Here is a 26347-nt window from a genome sequence, read left to right on the forward strand (position 1 = left end):
AAAGCAGGCTTTCTGTTTTTGCAGTTAACGCTGTCCTCAAAATTCGGGCGTGTACTTCACGCTGAACATCACATTGCGCGGGTCACCGAAGTTGTTGTTGCCGTTAAGCTGATTGTAGGCGGAGGCGTAGTAGCGCTTGTCGAACAGGTTGTTGGCGTTCACCGCCAGGCCGATTTCCTTGCTCAACTGGTAGCCGAGGCGGGCGCTCCACACGGTGTAACCGCCGACATCGTAAGTGTGTTCGTAACCCAGCGTATGGCTCTGGGTGGTGAAGCCCAGACCTGTGCTGACACGTTCCCAGTCGCCGCTGAACTGGTAATCGCCCCAGACCCGCAGCATGTGTTTCGGCGTCCAGGTGCTGAAGACTTTGCCTTCATTGTCCGGGTCATCGAGGTATTTGGTGGTGTTATAGGTGTAGCCGGCAAACAGTTGCAAATTATCCAGGACTTCGCCGCTGATCTCGGCTTCGATCCCCTGGCTGCGGACTTTGCCGGCGGCGTTGGAGCAATACCAACCATCGCAGACCATGCCCGACGCGAGGTCGTTGATGGCGCGGTTCTCCTGGTCATAGCGGAATAGCGCCAGCGAGGTATTTACCCGGCCATCCATCAATTCGCCCTTGAGGCCGATTTCATAGTTGCTGCCGACCACGGGTTTAAGCGTGGCGCCGCTGGCGTCGCGGTTGGTCTGTGGCTCAAACACATCGGTGTAGCTGGCGTACACCGCCCATTCGCGGCTCAAGTCGTAGACGATGCCGGCGTACGGTGTGACCACGCCGGTTTCCGTCACGGTGCTGTCCGGTTGCGCGATCGCCGCGTTGAAGGCTCTTTGCGTCGCGTACTGATAGCTGTAGTCATACCAGCTGACGCGCGAGCCGAGCACCAGGGTCAGCGGATCGATCGGCTTGATCCGCCAGCTGCCATACAGGCCTTTCTGGCGGATCTCGTATTTGCTCGGGGTGGCCTGACCGCCCGGTGTGTTGAGAATCCCTTCGTAACTGATGTCCGGTCGATCGTGATCGATGTCGAAAATGGTATCGGTGGTGTTGTTGTTGAAGGTTCGGGCGATTTTGTCGTCGCTGGTGTATTTCGAGTAGTTGCCGCCGAGCATCACTTCATGGGCCATGGACAAGGCGTCGAAGTGGCCGGTGACGTTCATGTCGAGGCCGAGCTTGGTCGCGTCGAAATCGGTGACGAAATCGGCATACTGAATGCCGCTGCCATCGGCGTTGATACCGTCGCCGCTGGTTTGCAGACGCTGGCTTTTGCCCTTGTTGGTTTCGTCCATGCGCACTGCGCCGACCTTGAATGCCCAATCGTCGTTGAAGCGGTGTTCCAGATCGGCATAAAGCGTGGTGACGTCGATGTCCAGATGGTTCCAGCGCGCGCCGCCGTAGGTCGAGCGCGGCACATTCAGCGGCTTGCCGTCGGCGTAGCGGGGCAGGCCACGGATCATCGGGCGTGACTCGCCATCGGAGTTGCTGATGGCCAGACCGAGGGTGGTGTCGTCGCGCAGATCGAAGTCCAGTGCGCCATAAAGCGAGTGGGTTTTGCTCCATTCGTAATCGACGAACGACTGGCTCTGGTCTTCGTCGGCGACAAAGCGACCGCGTATCGTGCCGTTGCTGTTCAGCGGGCCACCGGCATCCAGTTGCAGGCCGTAGTGATCCCAAGAACCGGCCTTGCCGGTGAGGGTCACGGTGGGCGCGTCCTGGCCGCGCTTGCGCACCAGATTGATCGCGCCGCCGGGGCTGCCGGTGCCTTGCAGCAGGCCGGAGGCACCGCGCAGGATTTCCAGTCGATCGAAGAAAATCAGATCCTGTGTGGCCCAGTTGCCCAGCGCGTAGGTGTTGCGCGGGATCGGTACGCCGTCGTACTGCCAGTCATCGATCTGAAAACCGCGCGAGGTAATGATCATGCCTTTGCCGACGCCCTGCAGGCCGACTAACCCCGTGGTCTTGTTGACCGCGTCTTTGAGATCGACGAGGTCCTGATCGTCCATCTGTTTGCGGGTCATCACCGTGACCGATTGCGGAATTTCCTTGAGCGTGTGCGTGCCTTTGCCGATGGTCACGGCGCGCGCGGCGTAAGAGCCCGAGCCTTCGGTGGTGGCGTCAAAGCTGCGTTCAACGATGTTGGTGGCCTCCAGTTGCAGTGCCGCACTGTTGTCGATGGCGGGCTCGACACTGAAGTTGCCTTGCCCCGTGACCCGTAGCTGCAAACCGCTGCCCGCCAGCGCCTTTTGCAGCGCTTGCTCGGCCGGCATTTGCCCGATGACCGCTGGCGCACGTTTACCCTGCACCAGCGCCGGCTCCAGCGAAATGATCTGCCCGCTCTGGCCGGCAATGGCGTTGAGTGTGCTGGCGAGCGGGCCGGCCGGCAGGTTGAACGTGAGGTCTTGCGCCAGCGCTGAAGTCGTCAGCGTTGCCAGTGCAACAGCGACGGAAAGGGTACGGGGCCACGAGTTGAACACAACGTTCTCCTGTTTTTGTGAAAGTGTCAGGAGATAAGTCGGATGAGAAATGAAAACCGGACACAAACAAGAATGGTTTTCATAAAATATTTTCCCGGCATCACTTTTTACCGATCAACGTCAGCCACGGGCTGTAGTGATCGACCCGAATCGGCAGAGTTTCGGCCAATGCCGCGAGGGTTTTTTGTGGGTCGTCGAGCGGGAACACGCCTTGTACGCGCAGATTTCGTACTTCAGGGGCGACGCGCACGAAACCGCGACTGTAGGGGCGCAAGGCATCGACCACTTTTTCCAGGGATTCATCCAGCACGTTCAATCGGCCGTTCAGCCAATCGGCGCGGCGCTGCTCATCGCCGCTAGCGAACGTGATGCTGCGAGGAGAGAGCAGCACCGACTGACCTTCCCCGACCACTTGTGCGGTGCCGTCGAACAGTCGGGCTTCGACCGAATGCTGCAACACTACAAGACGACTGGCGTCTTGCTCCTGAGCAACGAGGAAGCGCGTGCCCAACGCGCGCATTTCGCCCTCGGCAGTGCGCACGATCAGCGGCCGGCCCGGGTCGGGGGCGACATCGATCACCAACTCACCGTGACGCAGAATGACCACGCGTTGCAGGCCATCGAAGCGCAGGTCCACGGCGCTGTCAGCGTTCAGGCTCAGGCGACTGCCATCGGCCAGATTGAAGCTTTGCCGCTGCCCGCGTCCGGTATGCAAATCGGCCAGCAGCGACTCGCCGAACCGGCTTTTGCTTCCGAGCCACAGGCTGCCACCGAGCAGACCGAGGCCGGCAATTGCGCGCAGTGCGTCGCGGCGCGAAGCCTGTGGCTGCAAAAGCACTTGGCGAGCCTCACCGGCCTGTCCGGGCAAGCGACGTTCCAGCGCGCGAACAGTGTTGAACGAGCCAGCGAGACGTTCCTGCAATTTCTCGAAAGCCTGACTGTGCGCCCGGTCCATCGCCAGCCACGCATTGAAGCGTTCTTGCAACGCTGCATCAGGCGTACCGGCGCGAAGTCTGACCATCCAGTCGATGGCTTGTTCGCTGACTGCATCCAGGCGCGGCTTGCTCATGGCGCCATCTCGCACAGATAACACTGACGCAACGCCTGTTTCATGTAGCGGCTGACCGTGCGCTCCGAAAGCCCCAGTTTCTGTGCGATTGCCACGTAGCTCAGACCATCCAGCTGGCTGTAGAGAAAGGTGGTTTTGACGATCAAAGGCAAACCGTCGATGGCGCGGTCGATGGCGACCAGCGCTTCAATCAGTTGCAGCTGTTCCTCGGGCGAGGGCGCCAGTGCCTCGGGCAGTGCCGACAAGCGCTCGAGGTAGGCCAGTTCAAGCTTGCGCCGCCGATGACGGTCGAACATCAGCCGTCGGGCAATGGTCGACAGATAAGCGCGCGGTTGCTCGATGCTGTCCGGATCGACACGCGCCACCAGCAACTGGCAAAACGTATCGGCAGCCGTGTCCTCGGCGTCCGCGTGGTTACGCAGATGTCGATTGATGTGCTGCAGCAGCCAACGATGATGATCGCTGAAAAAGAATCCCAGCTTGCTGGACGAAGGAGAGTGCACGGGTGGGCTTTCCGGATGTTAGTGAGAATACATCTCAATATTAGCCGTGCGCAGAGAGTCAGTGCAATCGGGCCTTCAGGATTCAGCGTTGACCACCACTGCGCCACTGTCGGGCCGCCGGCCATTGCGCTGGGTTTCCGGCACCCCGATCCCAAGCAACACAACCGCCACCGCCGCAATACCGGCCAGGGTCAGAAACGCCGCGCTGTAACCAGACTCCTGCACCACGAATCCGGCGAGGCCGTTGCTCAGTGCCGCGCCGAGTCCGAAGGCAGTCGTCAGTGCGCCGAGGCTGATGTTGAAGTGGCCGGTGCCCTGGGTGAGGTCTTTGACCATGATCGGAAACAAGGCGCCGAACAAACCCGCGCCGACGCCGTCGAGCAGCTGCACCGCGACCAGCCAATAGGCATCGTCCGACAGCGTGTAGAGCACGCCGCGCAACGGCAGGATGAGAAAACCGGCCAGCAGCAGCGGTTTGCGTCCCCACAAATCGGCTTTCGCCCCGACCAGTAATGCCGCTGGCACCATCACCAGTTGCGCGGCGACGATGCAGGCCGAGGTCAGTGGCGTAGCCATCTGCAAATTGGCTTGCGCGAGTTTTTGACTCACCAGTGGCAACATCGCCGCATTGGCGAGATGGAACAGTGCGCAGCAAATGGCGAACAGCAACAGCGGCCGGTTGCTCAGCAACACCGACAAACCGGAAGGCTGGCGATGCCCGGCGTCGGCCGGGTCCAATCCGCGCGCCAGATCATGATCGATGCCTGCTGGCGCAACACAGGCGATGGCAATGACGCTGGCCAAAGCCATGGCTGCCATCAAATAGAACACCGCCACCGGGCCGAACAGATACGCGAACACACCGGCGAGGAGGGCGGCGCAGGCGTTGCCGGCGTGATTGAAGGTTTCGTTGCGCCCGGTGCGCCGGGTGAACGCCCGTGGCCCGGTCATGCCCAGGGTGATCGCACAAATCGCCGGGGCGAATATCGACGCAGCCATTGCGCTCAAGGTTTGGGTCAACGCTACCCAAGTGAACGACGTCACGAACGGCAGCAACAGGCAGCTTCCGGTCACCACCAGCGCAGCGATGGCAATCAACGCACGCTTGCGCCGGCTGTTGTCGACCCAGGCGCCGGCGGGTGTCTGGGTGATCAGCGCGGCGACGCCGGCAATGGTCATCACCAGACCAATGCTGGCCGGCTCCCATTGATGCACCGCCAACAAGTAAATGGCCAGATAGGGTCCGAGACCGTCGCGCACATCAGCGAGGAAAAAATTCAGGCTGTCCAGTGACAGGTTGTTGCGGCGATCGAGGTCAGCGGCCACGGCGGTGTCTTCATTATTGGAGGTCTGCGGATGGATTCAACCTCAGCAAGCCTAATGACCTGCGGCCATGAATATAAGTTGCAGACCGCCGCCGTGTCGCTGCGAAACAACGCCAAGGGCTGAAAACGACGTTCCGTCACGCGGTTGCTGCGCGTTCAACGCGCTACTTGTATCCTTGCGCCGGTCGAGGACATACGACCGCCGTTATTGCCCTGGATCAGTAACGGCCGGAACGGGAAACCGGACTTTCCATAAGGTACTTTCGTGAAGCGTGATACCCACCTCGTCATCCTCTTGCTGCTGGTCATCGGCTGCTCTCTGGCGTCGCTGACCATCTGGAAAGTGCTGTCTTCGCGCGAGCGCGCGCTGGCGGAAGTCAACGTGCACGGGTTGAACCTGACCCAGGCACTCGAGACCTATTCCGAAGGCATCGTGCGGCAAAGTTCGCTGCTGTTGCTCGGGCTGGTCGAACGCCTGGAAACCGAAGGCAGTGGCCCCGCGCAGATCCAACGCTTGAGCGCGCTGATCAACCGCCAGCAACCGCTGATGCCACAGCTCAGTGGTATCACTATCTATGACCTTCATGGTCATTGGCTGATGTCGTCGAACCGGCCGATTCCGGTGGGTGCCAACAGCAGTGATCGCGCCTATTTCATTCATCATCGCGACGACCCGAGTCGTGAACCCTTTATCGGGCCACCCATCCGCAGCCGTTCCAATCAGGAATGGGTGATCACCGTCAGCCGCCGCTTCAATGATGAACGCGGCGAGTTTGCCGGGGTCGTGGCCGTGACCCTGGGCGTGGAAAACTTTTTGCGCCTGTTCGGCAAACTCGACATCGGCCAGGAGGGCGCCATCGGCTTGTCCTATACCGACGGCACATTGCTGGTTCGCTACCCGTTCCGCGAGCAGGACATGGGCCGCAACTTTTCCAAGTCGCCGATCTACGCCAAGTACCTGGTCGATCAATCGGTGGGTACCGCGTCTTATACCTCCAGCCTGGATGGCGTCGAACGTCTCTATGCCTTCCGCAAAAGCGAGAAATTGCCACTGATCACCACGGTCGCCATCGGCAAGCGTGAAGCGCTCACGGCGTGGCGAACCGAGGCGCTGTTGTCGGCGGTGGTGGTGGCGGGGCTGTTGGGGCTTACCGGTCTGATCGGCTGGTTCCTGATTCTCGACATTCGCCGTCGAACTCAGGTGGAAGGTGAACTGCGCATCGCGCAACAGCAGTTGCTCGGCTCCAATCGGCAACTGGAGCTGTTGGCGATGAAGGATGCGCTGACCGGCCTGGCGAATCGGCGTTGCTTCGACGAAACCCTGGCCACCGAGGCGCGGCGAGCACAGCGCGACGGGACGTCGCTGGCGTTGCTGATGATCGATATCGACTATTTCAAGCGCTTCAATGATGCGTTCGGGCACGTTGCCGGTGATGCCTGCCTGCAAGCTGTCGGTCATGTGCTGGATGAGTGTGTGCGGCGACCGTCGGACCTGGTGGCGCGCTACGGTGGCGAAGAGTTTGCCGTGATCATGCCCGACACGGACATTGACGGCGCAGCAGTGGTGGCGCAGCTGATGATTGAGCGCTTGCAGCAAACCAACATCGCTCACCCGACCAGTCCGTTGGCCCGAGTGAGCCTGAGCATCGGTATTGCCGCTGCGCGTGGTCCGTGCCTGGAGCCGGTGAACGCGCTGATCGAGAGCGCCGATCAGGCGCTGTATCAAGCGAAAACGGCAGGGCGCAACAGGTTGATGAAATCCGCTGCGCAAACCTCACTCGACGTCGATGGACAGCAGGCCACCCACCCGTGACACCAGGGTGTCGACGGCAAACGGTTTGGTCAGCACCTGCATGCCCGGGCCGAGCTGACCGTTGCCGAGCACTGAGTTCTCCGCATAACCGGTGATGAACAAGGTCTTCAGCCTTGGCCTGATTTCCCGGCCCGCGTCGGCCATCTGCCGGCCGTTCATGCCGCCCGGCAAGCCGACATCGGTGATGAGCAGATCGATGTGCGCGCTGGAACGCAATACTTCCAGTCCCTCAACGCTGTCGGCCGCTTCGAGCAGGTTGTAGCCGAGGTCGTTCAGCACGTCTTTGAGCAGCGTTCGAACGGTGGGTTCGTCGTCGACAATCAGAATGGTTTCGCCAGCCTTTGCCTGCAGAGTTGCCGAATTTTGCGTGACATCGTGGTTGCACGGCGTTTCGCCCCGGTAGCGCGGCAGGTAAATGCTGATGATGGTGCCTTGCCCCACAGTCGATTGCACCCGCACTTGCCCGCCGGATTGCTTGGTGAAACCGTAGATCATCGACAATCCCAGCCCCGTGCCCTGGCCCAGCGGTTTGGTGGTGAAAAACGGGTCGAAGGCCTTGGCCATTACTTCCGCGCTCATACCGGTGCCGGTGTCAGCCACTGACAAACACAGGTATTGCCCTTCGGGCATGTCCATGACGCGCGCGGATTCCGCATCCAGGGTTCGATTGGCGGTTTCGACGGTGATGCTGCCGCCATCGGGCATGGCATCGCGGGCGTTGATGCACAGGTTGAGCAGGGCGTTTTCCAATTGACTGGCATCGACCAGCGCCGGCCACAGATCGGCGGCGGCGACCGTCTTCAGGCGAATGCTCGGGCCGACGGTGCGCTGGATCAGTTCGGTCATGCCGGCAATCAGCGCGTTGATTTCGGTTGGCCGTGGATCGAGGGTCTGGCGGCGGGAGAAGGCCAGCAGGCGGTGGGTCAGGGCGCTGGCGCGTTTGGCCGCGTCCTGGGCGATCAGCATGTATTTGTCGATGTCCTTGAGGCGACCCTGGGCGATGCGTTTTTCCATCAGCTCAAGGGCCGCGCAGATCCCCGCGAGCAGGTTGTTGAAGTCATGGGCCAGTCCGCCGGTGAGTTGGCCGACCGCTTCCATTTTCTGCGATTGGCGCAACTTCTCTTCGGCCTGCATCAGTTCTGCAGTGCGCGCCGAGACCCGTTGCTCCAGGGTGTCGTTGAGTGCTTTTAAAGCAGCGGTGACCCGGTCGCGTTCGTCTTCGACATTGCGCCGGTCTTCGACATCGATCAGCACGCCGGGAAAGCGTAAAGGCGTGCCGTCTTCGGCGCATTCGACGCGTCCGTTGGCTTCGATCCAAGTGTATTTGTCATCGGCACCGCGTACCCGGTATTGGTGCGAATAGGCGCCACCGCGGGCGATGGCTTCATTGATTGCCGTCGTGAGTCCCTCGCGGTCATCGGGGTGCACGGTGACCACCACTTGCTCCAGGCTCAGACCGTCGCGGCCCAGCGCCGGGTCAAGGTTGAACACACGGGCGAAGGCTTCATCGACGTAGAAGCGATCGGTGGGCAAGTGCCAGTGCCAGGTACCGATAATGGCGCCGGCGGCCAGGGCCAGTTGAACCCGTTCGACGTTTTCCCGAGCGATTGCCTCGCTGATGCGCAAACGTTCCTGCGCGTCGCGGCGCTCGGTGACGTCACTGAAGAAGATTGCGATCTGCCGATCGGCCGGGTCGCCGACGCGCACGGCGCGCACATCGAACCAGCGTTCGAAGGTGTTGGCGTAGTTTTCGAAGTTGGCCGGCTCGCCGGTCTTGGCCACGTGGCCGTAGGTCTCGAACCAGAATTTTTCCAGGTTGGGCGCAAACTCGGTGACCCACTTGCCCCGCAGGTTGACCCCGGCCTGACGTTCGAACGCCGGGTTGGCCTCGACAAAGTAGTAATCGATGGGGTGGTCGTCGGCGTCGAATTTGACTTTGACGATGGCAAACGCGGCTTCGATGGTTTCCAGAATGGTGCTGAAGCGCTCTTCACTTTTGCGCAGTGCGGTTTCGGCACTGCGCGAGCGGGTCAGGTCGAGCATCGCACCGATCATGCGCTCGGCTTTGCCATCGGCGCTGCGGATCAGATGTCCGCGATCAAGCACTTCGGCGTAGGAACCGTCCTGACAGCGGAAACGGTACTCGGCACTCCAGGTGGTGCCAGACCCCTCCATCGCCGCATGAATCGAAGTCTCTACCTGCGCACGATCCTGCTGGTGAATCTGTGCAAAACGCCAGTCACACGTCGGGTCGATGGCGCTCGGAGCATAGCCGTACGCCTGTTGCAGCGCGTCGTTCCAGAGAATCTGATTGGTTTTCAGATCCCAGTCCCAGACGGCGTCGCAGGTCGCTTTGACGGCCAGGCGCAGGCGCGTGACCTCGGACTCAAGCTCCTCGCGAGTAAGCTGTTTCAGGATATCCACCCCTCATGCCTTGATTATTGGTCTGCGTTCAATCGGCGTGTTTCAAGCGAACACTCAGGTCGCTTCGCAAGCTTTGTGAGCCATTGACCCGGGGCGCCCTGTTTAAGTTGCACGCGGGCCAGCGGCGCATGGGTTTTCATAACGATTGGCCGTTATCCAGCGTGTCGAGCAAACGTTGGCCGCGTTGCCAGAGTGCTTGTTGTTTGGCTGGCGCCATGCGGTCAAGGTTTTTGTACATCATCGCCATGCGCTGATTGCTCCTTAACAGATCGCCGTGGCGCATCAGGAAATGCCAGTACAAAGCGTTGAACGGGCAGGCGTTGTCAGCCGTGGTTTCGCGCACCGAGTAAGCACAGTCGCGACAGTAATCGGACATTCGATTGATGTATTGGCCGCTGGCGCAATAAGGCTTGGAACCGAGGTAACCGCCATCGGCGTGCATGACCATGCCGAGGGTGTTGGGCAGTTCGACCCAATCGAAAGCGTCCATGTAAATCGCCAGATACCATTCACAGATCTGCTTCGGCGCAATGCCGGCGAGCAGGGCGAAATTACCGGTCACCATCAGGCGCTGAATGTGATGGGCGTAGGCGTGTTTGAGGCTTTGGCCGATGGCCTGGCGCATGCAGTTCATTTTGGTCGCGCCGGTCCAGTAGAACTCCGGCAACGGTCGTTGGTTGGCGAATGCATTGCCCTCGGCGTACTCGGGCATATGCAGCCAGTAAACGCCACGAACATATTCGCGCCAGCCGATCAGTTGGCGGATGAAACCTTCGGCAGCATTCAGCGCAATGCTGCCGGACCAATAGGCTGACTCCACATCACTGCAGAGCTGGCGCAGGTCGAGCAAGCCAATGTTCAGCGCCGCGCTGATGCGTGCATGGAACAGAAACGGCTCATCGCTGGCCATGGCGTCCTGATAATCGCCGAACCCGGCCAGGCCGTATTCGAGAAAGTACGCCCAGAGTGCCTGGGCGTCGGCGTGTGTCACCGGGTAATTGAAATCATCCAGGCTGCCGTAGTGACTGGCGAAGCGTTGTTTGACCAGGGCGAGGACTTCGACGGTGATCGCATCGTTGGCAAAACCGGCCGGGTAGGGCGCCTTGGCGGTTTTCGGCAGGGTTTTGCGATTGTCGGCGTCAAAGTTCCACGCGCCGCCGACCGGCGTGCCGTCACCGTTGAGCAACAGGCGACTTTTGCGGCGCATCTCGCGGTAGAAGAACTCCATGCGCAACTGCTTTTTGCCTGCGGCCCAAGTGCGGAACTCATTGCGGCTGCACAGGAAGCGGCCATCGGCATGCCAGTGGACCGGCACCCCACAATCCTTGAGCGATTGTTCGAGACGCCAGTCTCCGCACTCAGTCACGTGCAATTCATTGGCCTGCAACAAAGCCTGCCAGCGCTTCAACTCGCCGGGCACCGAGCCGCTGTTCTGCGGATCGTCGAGGGCCACGTAATGCACGTGGATGCCCTGGCTTTCCAGCGCCTGAGCGAAGTGACGCATGGCGCTGAAAATCAGCGCGATCTTCTGCGGATGATGGGCGACATGGGTGGCTTCTTCCATGACCTCGACCATCAGCACACGGTCTTGTTTGCCATCCAGACCGGCCAGTGACGCCAGATCAAAAGAGAGCTGGTCACCGAGTATCAGGCAAAGCCGACGGGTTTTGTTCATTTCACGAATTCAACGTAATGAGTAGCAGGCTGCTGAGTGGACGTTTAAGCATTAAGTCCAGATAGTTGTACAGATTGTAGTATGTGTATAGGTTTTGTGCGGTGAATGTTCACATCCCCCCTGCTCGCGAAGGCGTGGTCACATTCACCATTTTGGGTGACTGACACGTCGCATTCGCGAGCAGGCTCGCTCCCACAAGGGCTTGCACTCTGGCTCGGATCAGCCGGGATAAACGGGGTAGTCGGTGTAGCCTTCGGCGTTGCCGCCATACACCGTCGCCAGGTTCAACGCATTCAACGGCCAGTCATTGGCAATGCGCGCCGGCAAATCGGGGTTGGCCATGAACGGGCGGCCGAAAGCGACCAGGTCGGCCAGCCCGGAGTCGAGCAGTTGTGCCCCGGATTCTGCGGTGTAGCGCCCGGCGTAGATGATCGCGCCGCTGAAGGTGTCGCGCACGGCCTGACGAAACGTCAACGGCATCGCCGGGGCGTTGTCCCAATCGGCTTCGGCAATCGACAAATAGGCGATGCCCACGTCCTGCAGCACTTTGATTGCTTCGACGTACGTGCTGTGCGGATCTTCCTCAACCATGCCCAGATACGTACGCGCTTCGTCGGTGGTGCTGAACAGTGGAGCGAAGCGCACGCCGACTTTTTCCTTGCCGATGCATTCGGCGACACCGGAAACCACTTCGCGCAGAAAACGCAGGCGATTGTGCAGCGAGCCGCCGTACTGATCGTCGCGCAGGTTGCTGTGGGCGGAGATGAACTGGTTGACCAGATAACCGTTGGCGCAATGCAGTTCGATGCCGTCGAAACCGGCGTCCATCGCGTTGCGTGCGGCCTGGATGTACAACTGAACCAGTTCCTGAACTTCATCGGTGCTCAGCGCGCGCGGTGCCGACGGAGTCACCAGTTCACCGGCGCCGGGCGCGGTTTCGATAAACACGCTGACGCGGTCCGTGGCCACGGCGGAGGCTGATACCGGCGCCGCGCCGTCGGGTTGCAACGCGGTATGCGAGACACGGCCAACGTGCCACAGCTGGGCGAAAATCACCCCGTCCACGGCATGCACGGCCTCAGTGACTTTGCGCCATCCGGCAATTTGTTCCGGCGTATGAATGCCCGGCGTCCACGCGTAACCCTGGCCACGGGGCTCGATCTGCGTGCCTTCGGTGACCAGCAAACCGGCGCCCGCCCGCTGTTGGTAGTACTCGGCCATCAACTCATTGGCGATGTTGCCCGGTTGCGTGCTGCGCTGCCGGGTCAGGGGTGGCAGGACGATGCGGTTTTTCAGGGTGTGACGACCTAGTTTGACGGGGGTGAAGAAGCTGCTGTGGTTCATGGATGACCTTGTTTGTGGTTTATTAGACCAGTCGTCTATTGGTTGGGCGAAAAAATAACGCCGGGCAAGACGCACCCGGCGTTTGGAGGTTGTGCGAGGGTTTAGCTGAGCATCTTCAGCAATCTCTCGGCGACGGCGGCGGAGCTGGCCGGATTCTGGCCGGTGACCAGTTGGCCGTCGGCGACTACATGAACCTGCCAGTCAGCAACTTTCGAGTAATGCCCGCCGAGACGCTGGAATTCGTCTTCGATCAGGAATGGCACCACGTCTGTCAGGCCGACTGCGGCTTCTTCGGAATTGGTGAAACCGGTGACTTGGCGATGCTGCACCAGCGGTTTGCCGTCAGCGGTGAGGGCGTGACGCAACACGCCTGGCGCATGGCAGACAAAACCGTGGGGCTTGTTTGCGCGGTCGAAGGCTTCGATCAGGGCGATCGAATGTTTGTCTTCGGCCAGATCCCACAGCGGGCCGTGGCCACCCGGATAAAACACCGCATCGAAACCCTCAGCGCTGATGTCGGCCAAACGGCCGGTGCTGGCCAGGGCCTGTTGCGCCGCCGGGTCCTTGCGGAAACGCTCGGTCTCGGCGGTCTGGGCACCGGGTTCATCGCTTTTCGGGTCCAGCGGTGGCTGGCCACCGGCCGGCGAGACCAGAGTGATCTCGGCGCCGGCGTCTTTGAAGGCGTAGTAGGGCGCGGCGAACTCTTCCAGCCAGAAGCCGGTTTTCTTGCCGGTGTCGCCAAGTCGATCGTGGGAAGTCAAAACCATCAGGATTTTCATAGAGCACCTTGCGTAGGTCGGGTGTCTTCGATTGGGCGAACCATTCGCGCATCGGCCACACCGGTCGGAAAACGGTTGTCGGGGCGCAGCATAGATCTCAATTAGACCAGTCGTCTAGTAAATTTTTATCCGCAGGTTTTTCATCGACAGGTATGGCAAACTTCCGTTCCTCCCAGAAAACGACTGGTCTATTGCCTGGTAATGTGCGCCCGATGAAACCGACCTACGACGACACCCGCCAACACTTGCTCGACACCGGCCACCGGATGATGGCCGAGAAGGGCTTCACCAGTGTCGGCCTCAACGAGATCCTGCAAACCGCCGGTGTGCCCAAGGGTTCGTTCTATCACTACTTCAAATCAAAAGAGTTGTACGGCCAGGCGTTGCTGGCGGATTACTTCGTCGACTACCTCGCCGACATGGAGCGGCGCCTGACGCTGCCAGGGCTGAGCGCCTACGAGCGGCTGATGGATTACTGGCAGGGCTGGCAGAACCGCTGCACCCTCGAAGGTCACGGCGACGAATGTCTGGTGGTCAAGCTCAGTGCTGAAGTCGCCGACCTCTCGGAGTCGATGCGCCTGACCTTGCGCGATGGCGCCGAGCAGGTGGTGGCGCGCATCACCCAGTGCATCGAACAGGGCCAGGCCGAAAACAGCCTGCCCGAGGGCGATGCCCGGCACCTGGCGGAAACCCTGTATCAGCTGTGGCTGGGCGCCAGTTTGCTGAACAAGTTGCAGCGTACCGGGCAATCGCTGCAGACATCGATGGCGATGACCCGACAACTGCTGGCGGTGTGATCGGCCAAGGCATCATTGCCCGGCGGTCAAATCTCGATACCACTCGGCGTACGGCGTGTTGCTGACTTTGTACCGGTTGTAGTCCGGGCTGCCGTCATCCCACCAGACCGGCCCCCGTTCGCCCAGAGCCACTTTGGCCTGCTGCACCTCGGCGCGCGCCGACTTCAGCGCAGCGGCATCGTCATGGTGCTTCGCTTCTTTGACCGCGCGCCGCGCTGTCATCAGTTGGCTGACCAGCTGCTGACGCTCGGCGGGCGGCAGCGCCGGATTGCTGCAGCGCCAGAGCTGCTGCCTGACCACAAAATAACGTCCGTCCGGCGTAGTCGGATACATGGCTCAACACGCCTCGCCTTGACTGTTGCAGGGCCGCACATCCTCGGCCCGCCATTGTTTGATCAAGCGTCGGCGGTCAGGTGCGTAGTGTTCGAGGAGCACCTGCGCCGTCGCCAGATCAGCCATATCAATCACGCGAAACCGGCTGTCGCTTTCGCACCACGCCGCGATGCACCGTTTGCCTTCGATAAAGCCCAACATGATCGGCCAGATGATGTGTTCGCCGGCATCCGCATGTTCGATCAACAGCGTAATGCGCAGCTTGTTCTGCTCGCGCAGCGCCCGACGAATCTCGCTGAGGTCGATGATCGTGCCGGGTCTCGGTGGCTTGGCCACATAAAAGGTTTCGTCTTCGAAGATCGGCCGCATCTGTGCAGGCAACACGGCACGGATTTTCGCCAGCGCATCGTTGACGGCGCTGGCAAGTTGGCTGTCCGTCTGACGGCTGACCCATTGTGCGCCAATGACCAAGGCTTGTATTTCCTCGGCGCTGAACGATAACGGCGGCAGGACAAAGCCGGGCTTGAGCACATAGCCAAGGCCCGGCTCGCCGTCGATCTCGGCTCCCATGTCCTGCAGCGTGACGATGTCGCGGCGAATGGTGCGCAGCGACACGCCCAATTCAGTCGCCAAGGCTTTGCCGGACACCGTTCGACGATGACGCCGCAGCGCTTGCATCAGCTCAAACAGACGATGACTTCTGGCCATTAATGCTCCACGGCGACGACGCCTTTGCCGCCCAATTTGCGGCCCTGTTCGAGCTCGCGGATCAATTGGATGGCGCCGTCCAGCGGCACCACTTCTCCTACCTGAATCTTCAAGCGTGCCTCACTGGCGGCGCTGGCCAGTGTTTCGAGGATTTCGTGCCGCGGTGTACCAATCACCAGTTTCAGTCGCCGATCGATCAAACCACGCAGGAATTTGCCCGGATTCGGGTTGAGATCAAGCAAACAGCCGCCCGGACGCAGCAAGCCGATACCAGTTGATACCGCAAGCGTAGCGGCCGTGTCATACACCACATCAAAGCGTGCCGGCAGCTTCTTCAGGTCGGTGAGCCGGTAGTCGTACACGTTCGATACCCCCAGCGCCCGCGCACGGGCGCCGTCCGACGCGCTGCAACTGCCCGATACCGTGGCCCCCGACATCAGGGCGATCTGCACCGCCGCTGCGCCGACGGCCCCCGCGCAACCATTGATGAAAACCTGCTGACCGGCTTGCAGCCGGGCCTTGTCGATCAGCCCGTTCCACGCGGTAATGCCCGGTGTGCCGAGGCACGCTGCATCGACGAAGGAAAGAGTATCCGGTTTGCGCGCCAGAAAGTCCTCCCCGGTCACAACGGCTTCGGCCAATGCGCCACTTTCTTTGAAGCGGGATAATCCGAACACCGCATCGCCGACCTGGAAACGGCTGACCCTTGCGCCCACCGCAAGGACCACGCCGGAGAAATCCATACCCATCGCGCGCGGAAATGTTCGGCCAGTGATGAGCTTCATCTGGCCCTGGCGCAACTTCCAGTCGATGGGATTGATCGCTGCACATTTGACCTGCACGAGCACTTCATCCTTGCCGGGTGCCGGTAGCGGGAATGCTTCAACGCGCATTACCTCCGGACCGCCGTAGCGCGAATACTGAATACGTTTATAGCCTGCTGACATGTTGGGCTCGCCTTCCGAGAGTGGACATGACGTCGACTCTATAACGCGGCAGTGCCAGTTTTTGGCACCATTCGCTTTCCATCGAGCAGGCGGATTGATGAACGGTGTTCATGACTTCATGAAGCTGAACGTCGATAGTCGCAGGGTGCTCGTCGGTTTAACGTGGCGGCTGATTATCCCGCCAGCAGGAGCTTTGCAATGGCAGCCCACCCGGTTCGTAGCGTGACCCATTCCAACCGACTTCTGTTGACGGCCATCGCACTGTTGCTGACAGCCTGTGCTTCACCTGAAAAAGGTTCGACCTCCATGAAACGTTCACCCGCAATGACTTCCGATGCCGCGGCTGCCGTGTCCCCGGCACTGGCGCATAACACCGATGCCATATTGTTTGGCGAAGTATGGAAACGCCCGGGCTTGTCGCCCCGTGACCGTAGTCTGGTGACCGTTGCGGTGTTGATCGCGCGCGGACAAACCGCCGAGATGGCTGCGCAATTCAACCTCGCACTGGACAACGGTGTCACCCCCCTTGAAGTGTCCGAAACACTCAATCATCTGGCGTTTTATTCCGGCTGGGGCAATGCGGCAGCGGCGCTGCCTATCGCCGCCGAGGTGTTTACCGCGCGCAACATCGGTGCTGAGCAACTGGCGCCGGTGTCGCCGTCGTTGCTGCCGCTGGACCAGGCTCGCGAGGCTGACCGCGTGGAGCGCGTGAATGCGGCGGTGGGCGCAGTGGCGCCGGGGCTGGTCGAGTTCACCACCAAAGCGTTGTTCCGCGATCTGTGGCTGCGCCCGGGTCTGGCGCCCCGTGATCGTAGCTTGATCACGGTCAGTTCATTGGTGGCCAACGGGCAGACAGGCCAGGTCGGTTATCACCTGGGGCGGGCGATGGACAACGGCTTGAGCCAGACCGAAGCGGCGGAAATGATTACCCAACTGGCGTTCTATGCCGGATGGCCGAATGCGTTTTCCGCCGTGCCAGTGTTCAAGGAAGTGTTCAGCCAGCGTACGCCGGGCTGACTGAACAGAGCGGCAAACCGTTACGGCAAGTGCGCGATGAGTTTGTCCAGGGTGATCGGATAGTCGCGCACGCGCACGCCGGTGGCGTTGTAAATCGCATTGGCGATGGCTGCCGCCGCGCCACTGATGCCCAACTCGCCAACACCTTTGGCCTTGAGCGGCGTGGCATAGGGATCAACCTCATCGAGGAAAATTACCTGCTGCTGGGGAATGTCGGCGTGCACCGGCACTTCGTAACCGGCCAGATCGTGATTAACGAAGAAGCCAAGGCGCTTGTCGACCTGCAGTTCTTCCATCAGTGCGGCCCCGGCGCCCATGGTCATGCCGCCGATGATCTGGCTGCGTGCGGTCTTCGGATTGAGAATCCGCCCTGCTGCGCAGACCGCCAATTGCCGGCGCAAACGAATTTCGCCGGTCGCCGCGTTGACCGCGACCTCGGCGAAATGGGCGCCAAAGGTTTGCTGGGCAAAGCGTTGGGCCAGATCGCCGAATTCCATGCGGTCTTCGCCAACCAGATCGCCCGCGGCCGCAGCCTGCGCCAACGGAAAATGCCGCGTGCCATCGCGCACCTCGCCGTGGGCAAATTCGGCGGTTTGCGGATCCAGGCCGACGGCGCGGGCAGCGGCTTCGCGCAACTTGACGCACGCGGCATAGACCCCGGCGGTTGACGATGCCGCGCCCCATTGACCGCCCGATCCCGACGACTCCGGAAAACGCGAGTCGCCAAGGTGCACTGCGACCCGGTCCAGTTGCACACCCATCATCTCGGCGGCGGTCTGCGCAATGATCGTGTAGCTGCCAGTGCCGATATCAGTCATGTCGGTTTCGACGGTGATTGTGCCGTGCCGATCAAGGCGCACACGGGCCGCCGATGCGGTGGTAGGCGCGCCCCGTATGGCAGACGCCAACCCGATACCGATCAGCCAGCCATTCTCCAGACGCTGGCCGGCGCTTGCGTTGCGCTGGTGCCAGCCGAATTGCTCGGCGCCGGTTTGTAGGCACTCGACAAGTTGCCGTGTGGAGAACGGGCGTGACGGCTGTTCGGGGTCGACCTGGGTGTCATTGAGAAGGCGCAATTGCAGCGGATCGATGGCGAGTTTTTCCGCCAGTTCATCCATGGCAATTTCCAGCGCCATCATGCCCGGTGCTTCCCCCGGCGCGCGCATGGCCGAGCCTTCGGCCAGGTCCAGCACGGCAAGATTCAAACGGGTCATGCGGTTGGCGCCAGCGTAGAGCAAACGTGTCGAGGCTGTTGCAGCTTCGGCCCGGCCCCCGGGCAGGTTGCCCGACCAACTCTCGTGGCCGATGGCAGTGATCAAACCCTCGCGGCTGGCGCCGATGCGAATGCGTTGAAGCGTCGCGGGGCGATGGGTCAGGTTGTTGAACATCAGCGGACGCGGCAATGCGACTTTCACCGGGCGCCCGGCGTGTCGTGCCGCCAGCGCCGCCAGCACCGCGTCACACAGGATCGTGCCTTTGCCGCCGAAACCGCCGCCGATGTAGGGCGATACCAAACGAATATCTTCCTTGCGTATGCCGAGTGTTTTGGCCAGATCGCGCACGCCCCAGTTGATCTGCTGGATCGACGTCCACAACGTCAGTGAATTGCCATTCCACTGGGCGATGGTGGCGTGGGGTTCCATCATCGCGTGCGCCTGGTCCGGCGTGCTGTAGTGCTGATCGATCTGGATCGGCGCGGCGCTGAAGGCGCCGTCGAAATCACCGATCTGCGTCTGCGGCGGTGGGCCGAAACCGGCGGGCGGCGGCGGGGTGGCCGAATCCTTGGCGGCCGCCAGATCGAACGCGCCGGGTTCGGCCACATAGGTGATTTCAAGCAGATTGGCGGCGCTGCGGGCCTCTTCAAACGTCTGCGCCACAACAATCGCGACAGCCTGGTGATAGTGGTCCACCTGCGGTCCGGCCAATGCACGCGCGACATAGAACTCGCCTTTGGCCAAAGGCCCGGCATTCTCGTAGGTGACGATCGCGATCACTCCGGAACTGTTGCGCGCCTGCGTCGAGTCGATCGAGGCAATGCGGCCCTTGCCGATCCCGGCGCCGACGATATAGCCATAGGCCGGATCGGGTACCGCCGCATGTTGTTCGTACGCGTAGGGCGCTGTCCCGGTGGTTTTCAACTTGCCATCGATGCGGTCAGCAGGCTGGCCGATGACGTGCAATTGATCGATCGGATTAGTGCCGGCCGGTGTGTCGAATTTCATCGCAGATCTCCTCATGAGGCGGGCTGGCGGTCAACGCCGGGCGCCTCGGCACCAGCGTTGCAGGCCATATCGCCTACGAGCCTAGGCCATTGAAACGCATCTGATAATGCGCCTTGCCAGGATGAAGTCATGAGTCCGGCTCACGAATCCTGACCAACATGACAAATAAGAATAAGTTTCAATTACACGTTCTCTGGTATACCATCCGCGCCGCTGTTCTGGCGGTTTTACCCTTCGTTCTGGCCTATTCACAAGGTTTTCATTTCATGCGTCGAACCCTGCTTTCCGTGTGTGTGCTGCAAGCGTTGTCTTCTACCTCGTGGGCCGAGCCGGCCGACTCGACCTCTTCAGCGCTGGAGCTGGAGGCGACCGACGTGGTCGGTACGGCAGATTACGAACGGGCCGACGGCCCGGTGCAGGGCTATCGCGCGACGCGTTCTGCCAGTGCCACCCGTACCGACACCTCGATCCATGAAACCCCGCAATCGATCAGCGTAGTGACCAGGGATGCGGTCGAAGACATTGGCGCCACGCGTTTGCAGGACGCACTCGACTACGCCGGCGGTGTGGGCCGGGCGAACAATTTCGGCGGCCAGGGGCTGACGACCTTCACTGTGCGCGGCTTCACCACCGGCGAGTTCTATCGCAACGGTTTCCCGATCAATCGCGGTTACCCGAACATGCCTGACGCCAACACCATCGAGCGTCTGGAAGTGTTGCGCGGGCCGGCGACCATGCTTTACGGCCGGGGTGATCCTGGCGGCACCTTCAATGTCGTGTCCAAGCAACCGTTGGCCGAGCGCACGGTCACGTTGGGCAGCCAGTTGAACGATCAAGGCATGAAGCGCGGCACCCTCGATGCTTCCGGCCCGCTGGATGACGAAGGGCGCCTGGCCTATCGACTGAACGTGGTGGGCGAGGGCGGCGATACCTTCCGCGATCACGTCGAGACTGAGCGCTACGGCGTGACGCCGGTGCTGACCTGGCAGGCCAGCGATGCCACCCGGGTGATCTTCGAAGGCGATTTCATGCGTAACAATCACCCGCTGGACCGCGGCGTGACGCGTTACCCCAAGCAGATCGGCACCGCCTCGCGCGATACGTTCTTCGGCGAAAAAGACGCCGGCAAATTGCACAACGACAACAACATGGCGCAACTGCGTTTCGAGCATCTGCTCAATGATGACTGGACGCTGGGCGGTGGCTTTCAGTGGCTCGACGGCTCATTGCAGGGCAATGCGATCGAGGCCAACGGCATTGCCGCTGACGGTCGAACCCTGGGGCGCAACTTCAATTACCGCAAACTGGAATGGACTGACAAGGACACCCAACTCAACCTGACCGGGCATTTCAACACCGGCGGTCTGCAGCACACCTTGCTGACCGGTATCGAGTATGAGGACTATGACTACAAGTCGATCATTCAGCGCTCCAGTGGCGCCGTCGGTGCTTACCCGATCGACATCTTTGATCCGGTTTATGGTCAGCCGCGCCCGACATTGACCCGCACGCCGACCCACGACAAGGAAAACCTCAAGACCTACGCGGCGTTTGTGCAGGATCAGGTTGCGTTGACCGAGCGTCTGAAGGTTCTGGCTGGCGCACGTTTCGAGCGTTTCGAGCACGACTATGAGACCTACGTGCCGGGCGGCAAAAACTGGCAGGCCAGTGACAACGCGGTGACCCCGCGCATCGGCGTAACCTATGACCTGACCGAGACCCTGGCGATCTATGCCGACACGGCGCGTTCGTTCAAGCCCAATACCGGCGCGAATCGGGTAGGCGGAGGGTTTGCCCCGGAGAAGGGCAAGTCGTATGAAATGGGCATCAAGTGGGAGGCACTGGATCATCAGCTGAGCGTGGATGCAGCGATCTACCAGATCGAAAAACGCAACGTGCTGACCACCGACCCGGTGGACTCGACCTTCAGCGTGGCGGCCGGGGAAGTGCGCAGCCGTGGTTTTGACCTCAACGTCGCCGGCAACCTGACGCCCGAGTGGCGAGTGATCGGCGGCTATGCCTACGTGGATGCCGAGGTGACCAAAGACAACGTGATCCGCTCCGGCACGCGGCTGATGAACATTCCGCAAAACAGCTTCAGCCTGCTCAACGTCTACGAATTTCAGGACGGTGCACTGAAAGGCCTGGGCCTGGGCACTGGACTCAAGTACGTCGACGAGCGCGCCGGGCAAACCGCTAACACTGCTTTCTCGATGGACAGCTATACCGTGGTCGACTTGCTCGGCTTTTATAAGGTCAACGAAAAAGTACGGCTCAACCTGGACCTGAAAAACCTGTTTGATCGCGATTACGAAGAGGGCGCGTTCGGCAATGTTTACGCCTATCCGGGCGCACCAAGAACCGTGCAGGTGGGGATTTCCTACACCTTGTAAGCCGACCTCGACGCTGCAACCGCGGCCCCTCACCCCAGCCCTCTCCCGGAGGGAGAGGGAGCCGACCGAGGTGTCTTGGGTTATGCATCGACCTGGAAGACCGCGTCGATTACGGGTTCATCCGCAGCGCTTGGCGTTGTTGGATTCACCGGCGCTCATCGCCAATATCCCCCAGTCGGTCCCCTCTCCTGGGGGAGAGGGCCAGGGTGAGGGCAGCTGTTTCGGCACTCGCCACTTAGCCAGTGACACAACCTTGCGGTGTCTTGCCGGCAAAGCTGTCCAGCAGACTCGCCACCACCATTTCCCCCATGCGCGTGCGCGTCTGCAAGGTGGCGCTGGCGCGGTGCGGTTGCAGCACCACTTGCTCATTGCCGAACAACGCCTCTGGCACATGCGGTTCGTCGACAAAAACATCCAGCCCCGCACCGGCGATCTCACCGGCCGCCAGTGCCGCGACCAAATCAGCCTCGTTGACCAGTTTGCCCCGCGCCACGTTGATCAGATAACCCTCCTTGCCCAAGGCCTTCAGAACGGAGGCGTCGACGATGGCTTCAGCCTTGTCGGCGGCAGCGGCGAGAATCAGCGCATCGCTGTCGCGGGCCAACTGCTTGAGGTCGGCGACGAAAGTGTGACTGACATCGCTCATCGGTTGCAGATCGGTGTAACTGATCGGGCAGCCGAAGGCTGCCGCTCGACTGGCTACCGCGCGGCCAACCCGGCCCATGCCGACAATGCCGATGCGCATGCCGGACACCTGCCGGGCCAGAGGCAACGGCGCCAGCGGCGTCGGACTGTGCGGCCATTGACCTGAACGCACGTAGCGATCGCTGGTGCACAGGCCGCGACACACCGAAATCAGCAAGCCAATGGCGAGGTCGGCGACGTCTTCGGTCAACGCACCAATGGTGGCCGTCACGCGAATGCCGCGATCGCGGGCGTACGCCAGATCGACCGCATCGGTACCGACACCGTTGACCGCGACAATCTCGAGATTCGGCAGTTGTGCCATCAGCGCCTGCGTAATGCCGGTATGCCCACCGGTGATCACACCGCGAATATTGGCACCGTGTTCGAGCAAATACGCAGGTTTGTCCGTTTGCTGGAAATAGCGTCTGACCGTGAATAGTTCGTCGAGACGGGCATTGATTTCAGGAATCAGGATCGGGCTGAGCTGCAGGATTTCTGGCTTCATGTATAACCTCACTGACCAAATAAAAAGGCCGGCTCAACCGCGGCCGGCAAACGGCATGGCGCTGGCCATGACGGTCATGTTCAGAACGTTGGCCGACAGCGGCAGATTGGCGATGTAGCGCACCGCATCGGCGACATGCTTGACGTCGACCATCGGCTCCACGGCGATGGTGCCGTTGGCCTGGCGCACGCCCTTGGTCATGCGCACCGACATTTCGGTCAGGGCATTGCCGATATCGATCTGGCTGCAGGCGATATTGAATTCGCGACCGTCCAGGGCCAGGGATTTGGTCAGGCCCAGCACCGCATGTTTGCTGGCGGTGTAGGCGCTGCTGAACGGACGCGGGGTGTGTGCCGAAATCGAGCCGTTATTGATGATGCGTCCGCCCTGTGGCTGTTGGCGGCGCATGAGGCCGAAGGCGCCGCGGGCACACAGGAAAACCCCGTTGAGGTTGGTGTCGATCACGTTGCGCCACTGCTCGAACGTCAACTCATCCAGAGGCACGGCGGGGGCATTGACCCCGGCATTGTTGAACACCACATCCAGCCGTCCGTAAACCTCGGCAATGCTGGCAAACAGCGCGTCGACACTGGCCGGATCGCGTACATCGGTAGGCACTGCCAGGGCTTCATGTCCCTCGCTCGCCGCCAGTTCGACCAGTGCTTGCAAAGGTTCCGGCCGGCGCCCGGCGAGCACCACGGTGTAGCCGTCGGCCAGCAGGCCAAGGGCCACGGCGCGGCCGATGCCGCTGCCGGCACCGGTAACCAGCGCAACTTTCAAAGGTTGAGTGATGGACATCTTGTTGTTCTCCTGTCTTCAAATCGCTGCGGCGTGCAGGGCGTTCACGGCTTGGGGCCGACGCGCATTTCCAGTTGGCCGATACCGTCGATGCCGGCGTTGATCACGTCGCCGGGTTGCAGCCCGTCAACGCCGGCCGGGCTGCCGGTCATGATCAGGTCACCGGCCCTGAGTGCCACGGAGCGGGAGATCCGGCTGATCACTTCAGCGACCGACCAGATCTGGCTGTCGAGACTGTCGCGCTGACGCTCCTGGCCGTTGACGTTCAGCCACAATTCCCCCTCGGGATGGCCGGCGCGGGTCACCGGGACAATCGCCGTCATCGGCGCGGCGCCGTCAAACACCTTGGCACCTTCCCACGGCAGACCGTTGCTCTTGGCCGCGCGCTGTACATCACGACGGGTCAGGTCGAGCCCGGCGGCGTAGCCCCAGACATAGGCCAGCGCCTCGCTTTCGGGAATATCGGCGCCGCCTTCACCGATGGCCACCACCAGTTCGATCTCGTGCGCAAAGTCTTCGGTCAGTGAGGGGAATGCCACCTCACCGACGGCATCGACGACGTTGCTCGCCGGCTTCATGAAAAACACCGGCGGCTGGCGCGACTGGCCGACGGCGTCAGGCCAGGGGTAGTTGCGACCGACACAAAACACCCGGCCGACGGGAAAGCGTTGCGCACTGCCGACCACGGGCAAGGTCACGGGCAGGTCCGGGGTGAAGACGTATTCAGTCATGTTCATCCTGTTGTTTGTCCTTTTGTAGCGTCAGCGTACGGCGGCAATCGTTGGTGAAGTTGGACGAAAGCCGCCTCTGGTTGGAGAAAACGGTGGTATTGGCTCAGCGCACCTTCAACTCGATGCGGTACAAGCGGCCAAGCAACAGCGAATAGGAGAGGGTGCCAATCAGCGCCACGCCGCCAATGAACCAGAAGGCCCAGGCGAAGGAACCGGTGGCATGCACAATGGCGCCAATCACGATCGGCGTGACAATGCCGCCAATGTTCGCCGCCAGGCTGGTGATCCCGCCGGTCAGGCCGATCAGTTCCTTGGGCGCCACTTCCGACACCGCCGCCCACGAAGACGACGCGATGCCCTGGGCGAAGAAGGCGATGGTCAGTACGGCGATGCAGATCGTGTTCGAGTCGGTGAAATTCACCAGCACGATGGACATGCCGAGCATCGAACCGACCACCAGTGGCAACTTGCGGGCAAACGACATCGAGTAGCCACGACGGATCAACAGGTCGGAAACGATACCAGCGAGCAGGATGCCGACCGTCGCGCCCACAAAGGGCAGCACAGCAAAGATCCCGGCCTTGATCATGGTCAGCTTGCGCTCTTCGATCAGGTAGGTGGGGAACCAGGTCAGGAAGAAGTACAGCGCCGAGGTGCTGGCGAACTTGCCGATGCAAATCGCCCAGATCTGCCGGTAGCTGAACAGTTCGGCGATTTGTCGCCAGTTGAAGCGGGTGCGTTCCTGACTGCTTTTGACCAGACCGCCGCCGGCTTCGATGTACTTCAATTCTTCTTTGCTGACTTTCTTGCAGTTCAACGGATCGCGATACAGGTACAGCCACAACACCCCGAAGACGATACCGAGCAGGCCGGTGCTATAGAACACGTGGCGCCAGTCAAACGTGGTTGCCAGCCAGAGCAGGGCGCCGGTAAACAGTGCCGTCCCCAGGTATTGCCCGCAGACGTAGATGCTGCTGGCCAGACCGCGTTCCCGCGCCGGGAACCACACGGTGACCGCGCGGCTGTTGGCCGGGAATGCCGGTGCTTCCATGGCACCGACCGCCAGCCGCAAGCCGAACAATGAGGCAAACCCCGTGGCAAAGCCCTGGCACACGGTCACTGTCGACCAACTGATCAGCGACACCCCGTAAGTGAAGCGGGAGCCGAAGCGGTCGGCGATAAACCCGGCGGGTACCAGGGCCAGCGCGTACGTCCAGGCGAACGCCGAGAAAATCAGGCCCATTTCGATCTTGTCCAGCCCCAGATCCTTGGCCATGAACGGCGCGGCAATCGAGATGTTGACCCGGTCGATGTAGTTGATGATCGTCGCAATCAGCAGCAACGAAAGCATGAACCAGCGTCGCCGCGAGGGCAGGCGTTGCCCCAGGACGGCGTCGCGGCTGCCGGCTATCTCGGGCGGTACGGTGGCTTGGGAAGCATGTGAATTGGACATGAACAGACCTCGTTATTGTTAGAAGAATCGAGATGTTTTTGCGCAGCCGAAGGCGTCGCCCGCGATGATCGGGGCATGGCGATCGACACTGAAACGAAGGGTGCAAGCGAGCCGTGTCAGACGTTCAGGTACGTCTTCCAGCAGGCGTGATGCGGGAGAGGTCGGGCGGTTCGGCGAGGGGAAATAACTGGGTCATGACGTGCGCACCTTGATTGTTTTTGGAAGAGGCTGGGCTGCGTTGATTACAACAGTGGTCGTACAACTTCGCGGAATCAACCAAGGTGTTAGATCGTTTTTTCTGGACGGGAAGGGCTTTGATAAACCTGTCCAAAAAAATCAATTGATAAGAACC

20 protein-coding genes are annotated in these 26347 nt (G+C 61.0%); 4 read left to right on the forward strand and 16 right to left on the reverse strand.

Going from position 1 to position 26347, the window contains the following annotated elements:
* Positions 1-36 precede the first annotated feature (36 nt).
* The 4 genes from ACM6IV_RS06955 to ACM6IV_RS06970 form a co-directional block, all read right to left on the reverse strand.
* Positions 37-2472 (reverse strand): TonB-dependent siderophore receptor, encoded by a 2436-nt coding sequence (locus tag ACM6IV_RS06955; RefSeq protein WP_414869294.1) that lies wholly within the window; start codon positions 2470-2472, stop codon positions 37-39.
* A 100-nt stretch (positions 2473-2572) separates the two neighbouring features.
* The gene (locus ACM6IV_RS06960) at positions 2573-3541 is read right to left on the reverse strand and encodes a FecR domain-containing protein (protein WP_414869295.1); all 969 of its coding nucleotides are present in this window, start codon (positions 3539-3541) and stop codon (positions 2573-2575) included.
* Positions 3538-4044, reverse strand: coding sequence for a sigma-70 family RNA polymerase sigma factor (locus ACM6IV_RS06965; protein ID WP_414869296.1), 507 nt, complete (start codon positions 4042-4044; stop codon positions 3538-3540). Before ACM6IV_RS06965 ends, ACM6IV_RS06960 begins: the two co-directional genes overlap by 4 nt.
* 75 nt (positions 4045-4119) lie before the next feature.
* Positions 4120-5370: an MFS transporter gene (locus ACM6IV_RS06970; protein ID WP_414869297.1), complete on the reverse strand. Its 1251-nt coding sequence runs from the start codon at positions 5368-5370 to the stop codon at positions 4120-4122.
* Between the two features lie 264 nt (positions 5371-5634).
* On the opposite strand from ACM6IV_RS06970, the gene ACM6IV_RS06975 reads away from it, so the two are divergent.
* A complete protein-coding gene (locus tag ACM6IV_RS06975; RefSeq protein ID WP_414869298.1) occupies positions 5635-7182 on the forward strand; it encodes a diguanylate cyclase in 1548 nt (515 codons plus the stop codon).
* On the opposite strand, the gene ACM6IV_RS06980 is transcribed toward ACM6IV_RS06975, so the two are convergent.
* The 4 genes from ACM6IV_RS06980 to ACM6IV_RS06995 all read right to left on the reverse strand — a co-directional run bounded on the left by ACM6IV_RS06980 (position 7144) and on the right by ACM6IV_RS06995 (position 13404).
* On the reverse strand, positions 7144-9606 hold the full coding sequence (locus ACM6IV_RS06980; protein WP_414869299.1) for a PAS domain-containing protein: 2463 nt from the start codon (positions 9604-9606) through the stop codon (positions 7144-7146). The genes ACM6IV_RS06975 and ACM6IV_RS06980 overlap by 39 nt on opposite strands.
* Before the next feature lie 136 nt (positions 9607-9742).
* Positions 9743-11281: a cryptochrome/photolyase family protein gene (locus ACM6IV_RS06985; RefSeq protein ID WP_414869300.1), complete on the reverse strand. Its 1539-nt coding sequence runs from the start codon at positions 11279-11281 to the stop codon at positions 9743-9745.
* Between the two features lie 219 nt (positions 11282-11500).
* On the reverse strand, positions 11501-12625 hold the full coding sequence (locus ACM6IV_RS06990; RefSeq protein ID WP_414869301.1) for an alkene reductase: 1125 nt from the start codon (positions 12623-12625) through the stop codon (positions 11501-11503).
* Positions 12626-12726: 101 nt separating this feature from the next.
* Entirely contained in the window at positions 12727-13404 is a 678-nt protein-coding gene (locus ACM6IV_RS06995; RefSeq protein WP_414869302.1) for a type 1 glutamine amidotransferase domain-containing protein, read from the reverse strand.
* A gap of 212 nt (positions 13405-13616) precedes the next feature.
* Between ACM6IV_RS06995 and ACM6IV_RS07000 the strand changes: the two genes are divergently transcribed.
* A complete protein-coding gene (locus ACM6IV_RS07000) occupies positions 13617-14201 on the forward strand; it encodes a TetR/AcrR family transcriptional regulator (protein ID WP_414869303.1) in 585 nt (194 codons plus the stop codon).
* Positions 14202-14213: 12 nt separating this feature from the next.
* On the opposite strand, the gene ACM6IV_RS07005 is transcribed toward ACM6IV_RS07000, so the two are convergent.
* The 3 genes from ACM6IV_RS07005 to ACM6IV_RS07015 are packed head-to-tail and all read right to left on the reverse strand — an operon-like array spanning position 14214 to position 16189.
* On the reverse strand, positions 14214-14534 hold the full coding sequence (locus ACM6IV_RS07005; protein ID WP_414869304.1) for a hypothetical protein: 321 nt from the start codon (positions 14532-14534) through the stop codon (positions 14214-14216).
* A gap of 3 nt (positions 14535-14537) precedes the next feature.
* A complete protein-coding gene (locus ACM6IV_RS07010; protein WP_414869305.1) occupies positions 14538-15242 on the reverse strand; it encodes a helix-turn-helix transcriptional regulator in 705 nt (234 codons plus the stop codon).
* Positions 15242-16189: an NAD(P)-dependent alcohol dehydrogenase gene (locus ACM6IV_RS07015; protein WP_414869306.1), complete on the reverse strand. Its 948-nt coding sequence runs from the start codon at positions 16187-16189 to the stop codon at positions 15242-15244. Before ACM6IV_RS07015 ends, ACM6IV_RS07010 begins: the two co-directional genes overlap by 1 nt.
* Before the next feature lie 306 nt (positions 16190-16495).
* On the opposite strand from ACM6IV_RS07015, the gene ACM6IV_RS07020 reads away from it, so the two are divergent.
* Entirely contained in the window at positions 16496-17206 is a 711-nt protein-coding gene (locus ACM6IV_RS07020; protein WP_414869307.1) for a carboxymuconolactone decarboxylase family protein, read from the forward strand.
* 20 nt (positions 17207-17226) lie between these two features.
* Here the strand turns inward: ACM6IV_RS07020 and paoC are convergent, their stop codons facing one another.
* A complete protein-coding gene (gene paoC / locus ACM6IV_RS07025) occupies positions 17227-19428 on the reverse strand; it encodes an aldehyde oxidoreductase molybdenum-binding subunit PaoC (protein WP_414869308.1) in 2202 nt (733 codons plus the stop codon).
* A 266-nt stretch (positions 19429-19694) separates the two neighbouring features.
* Here paoC and ACM6IV_RS07030 point away from each other — a divergent pair, with 266 nt between their 5' ends.
* Positions 19695-21821 (forward strand): TonB-dependent siderophore receptor, encoded by a 2127-nt coding sequence (locus ACM6IV_RS07030; protein WP_414869309.1) that lies wholly within the window; start codon positions 19695-19697, stop codon positions 21819-21821.
* A 235-nt stretch (positions 21822-22056) separates the two neighbouring features.
* On the opposite strand, the gene ACM6IV_RS07035 is transcribed toward ACM6IV_RS07030, so the two are convergent.
* From ACM6IV_RS07035 to ACM6IV_RS07050, 4 genes are all read right to left on the reverse strand, one after another.
* Entirely contained in the window at positions 22057-23013 is a 957-nt protein-coding gene (locus ACM6IV_RS07035) for a 2-hydroxyacid dehydrogenase (protein WP_414869310.1), read from the reverse strand.
* Between the two features lie 33 nt (positions 23014-23046).
* Positions 23047-23805 carry an SDR family oxidoreductase gene (locus tag ACM6IV_RS07040; RefSeq protein ID WP_414869610.1) on the reverse strand — a complete coding sequence of 253 codons (759 nt, stop codon included), beginning with the start codon at positions 23803-23805 and terminating at the stop codon, positions 23047-23049.
* A 50-nt stretch (positions 23806-23855) separates the two neighbouring features.
* Positions 23856-24548: a fumarylacetoacetate hydrolase family protein gene (locus tag ACM6IV_RS07045; protein ID WP_414869311.1), complete on the reverse strand. Its 693-nt coding sequence runs from the start codon at positions 24546-24548 to the stop codon at positions 23856-23858.
* 97 nt (positions 24549-24645) lie between these two features.
* Positions 24646-25995 (reverse strand): MFS transporter, encoded by a 1350-nt coding sequence (locus tag ACM6IV_RS07050; RefSeq protein WP_414869312.1) that lies wholly within the window; start codon positions 25993-25995, stop codon positions 24646-24648.
* Positions 25996-26347 lie beyond the last annotated feature (352 nt).

Source organism: Pseudomonas sp. IT-347P (genome assembly GCF_949768005.1).
In the GTDB taxonomy this organism is placed as follows: domain Bacteria; phylum Pseudomonadota; class Gammaproteobacteria; order Pseudomonadales; family Pseudomonadaceae; genus Aquipseudomonas.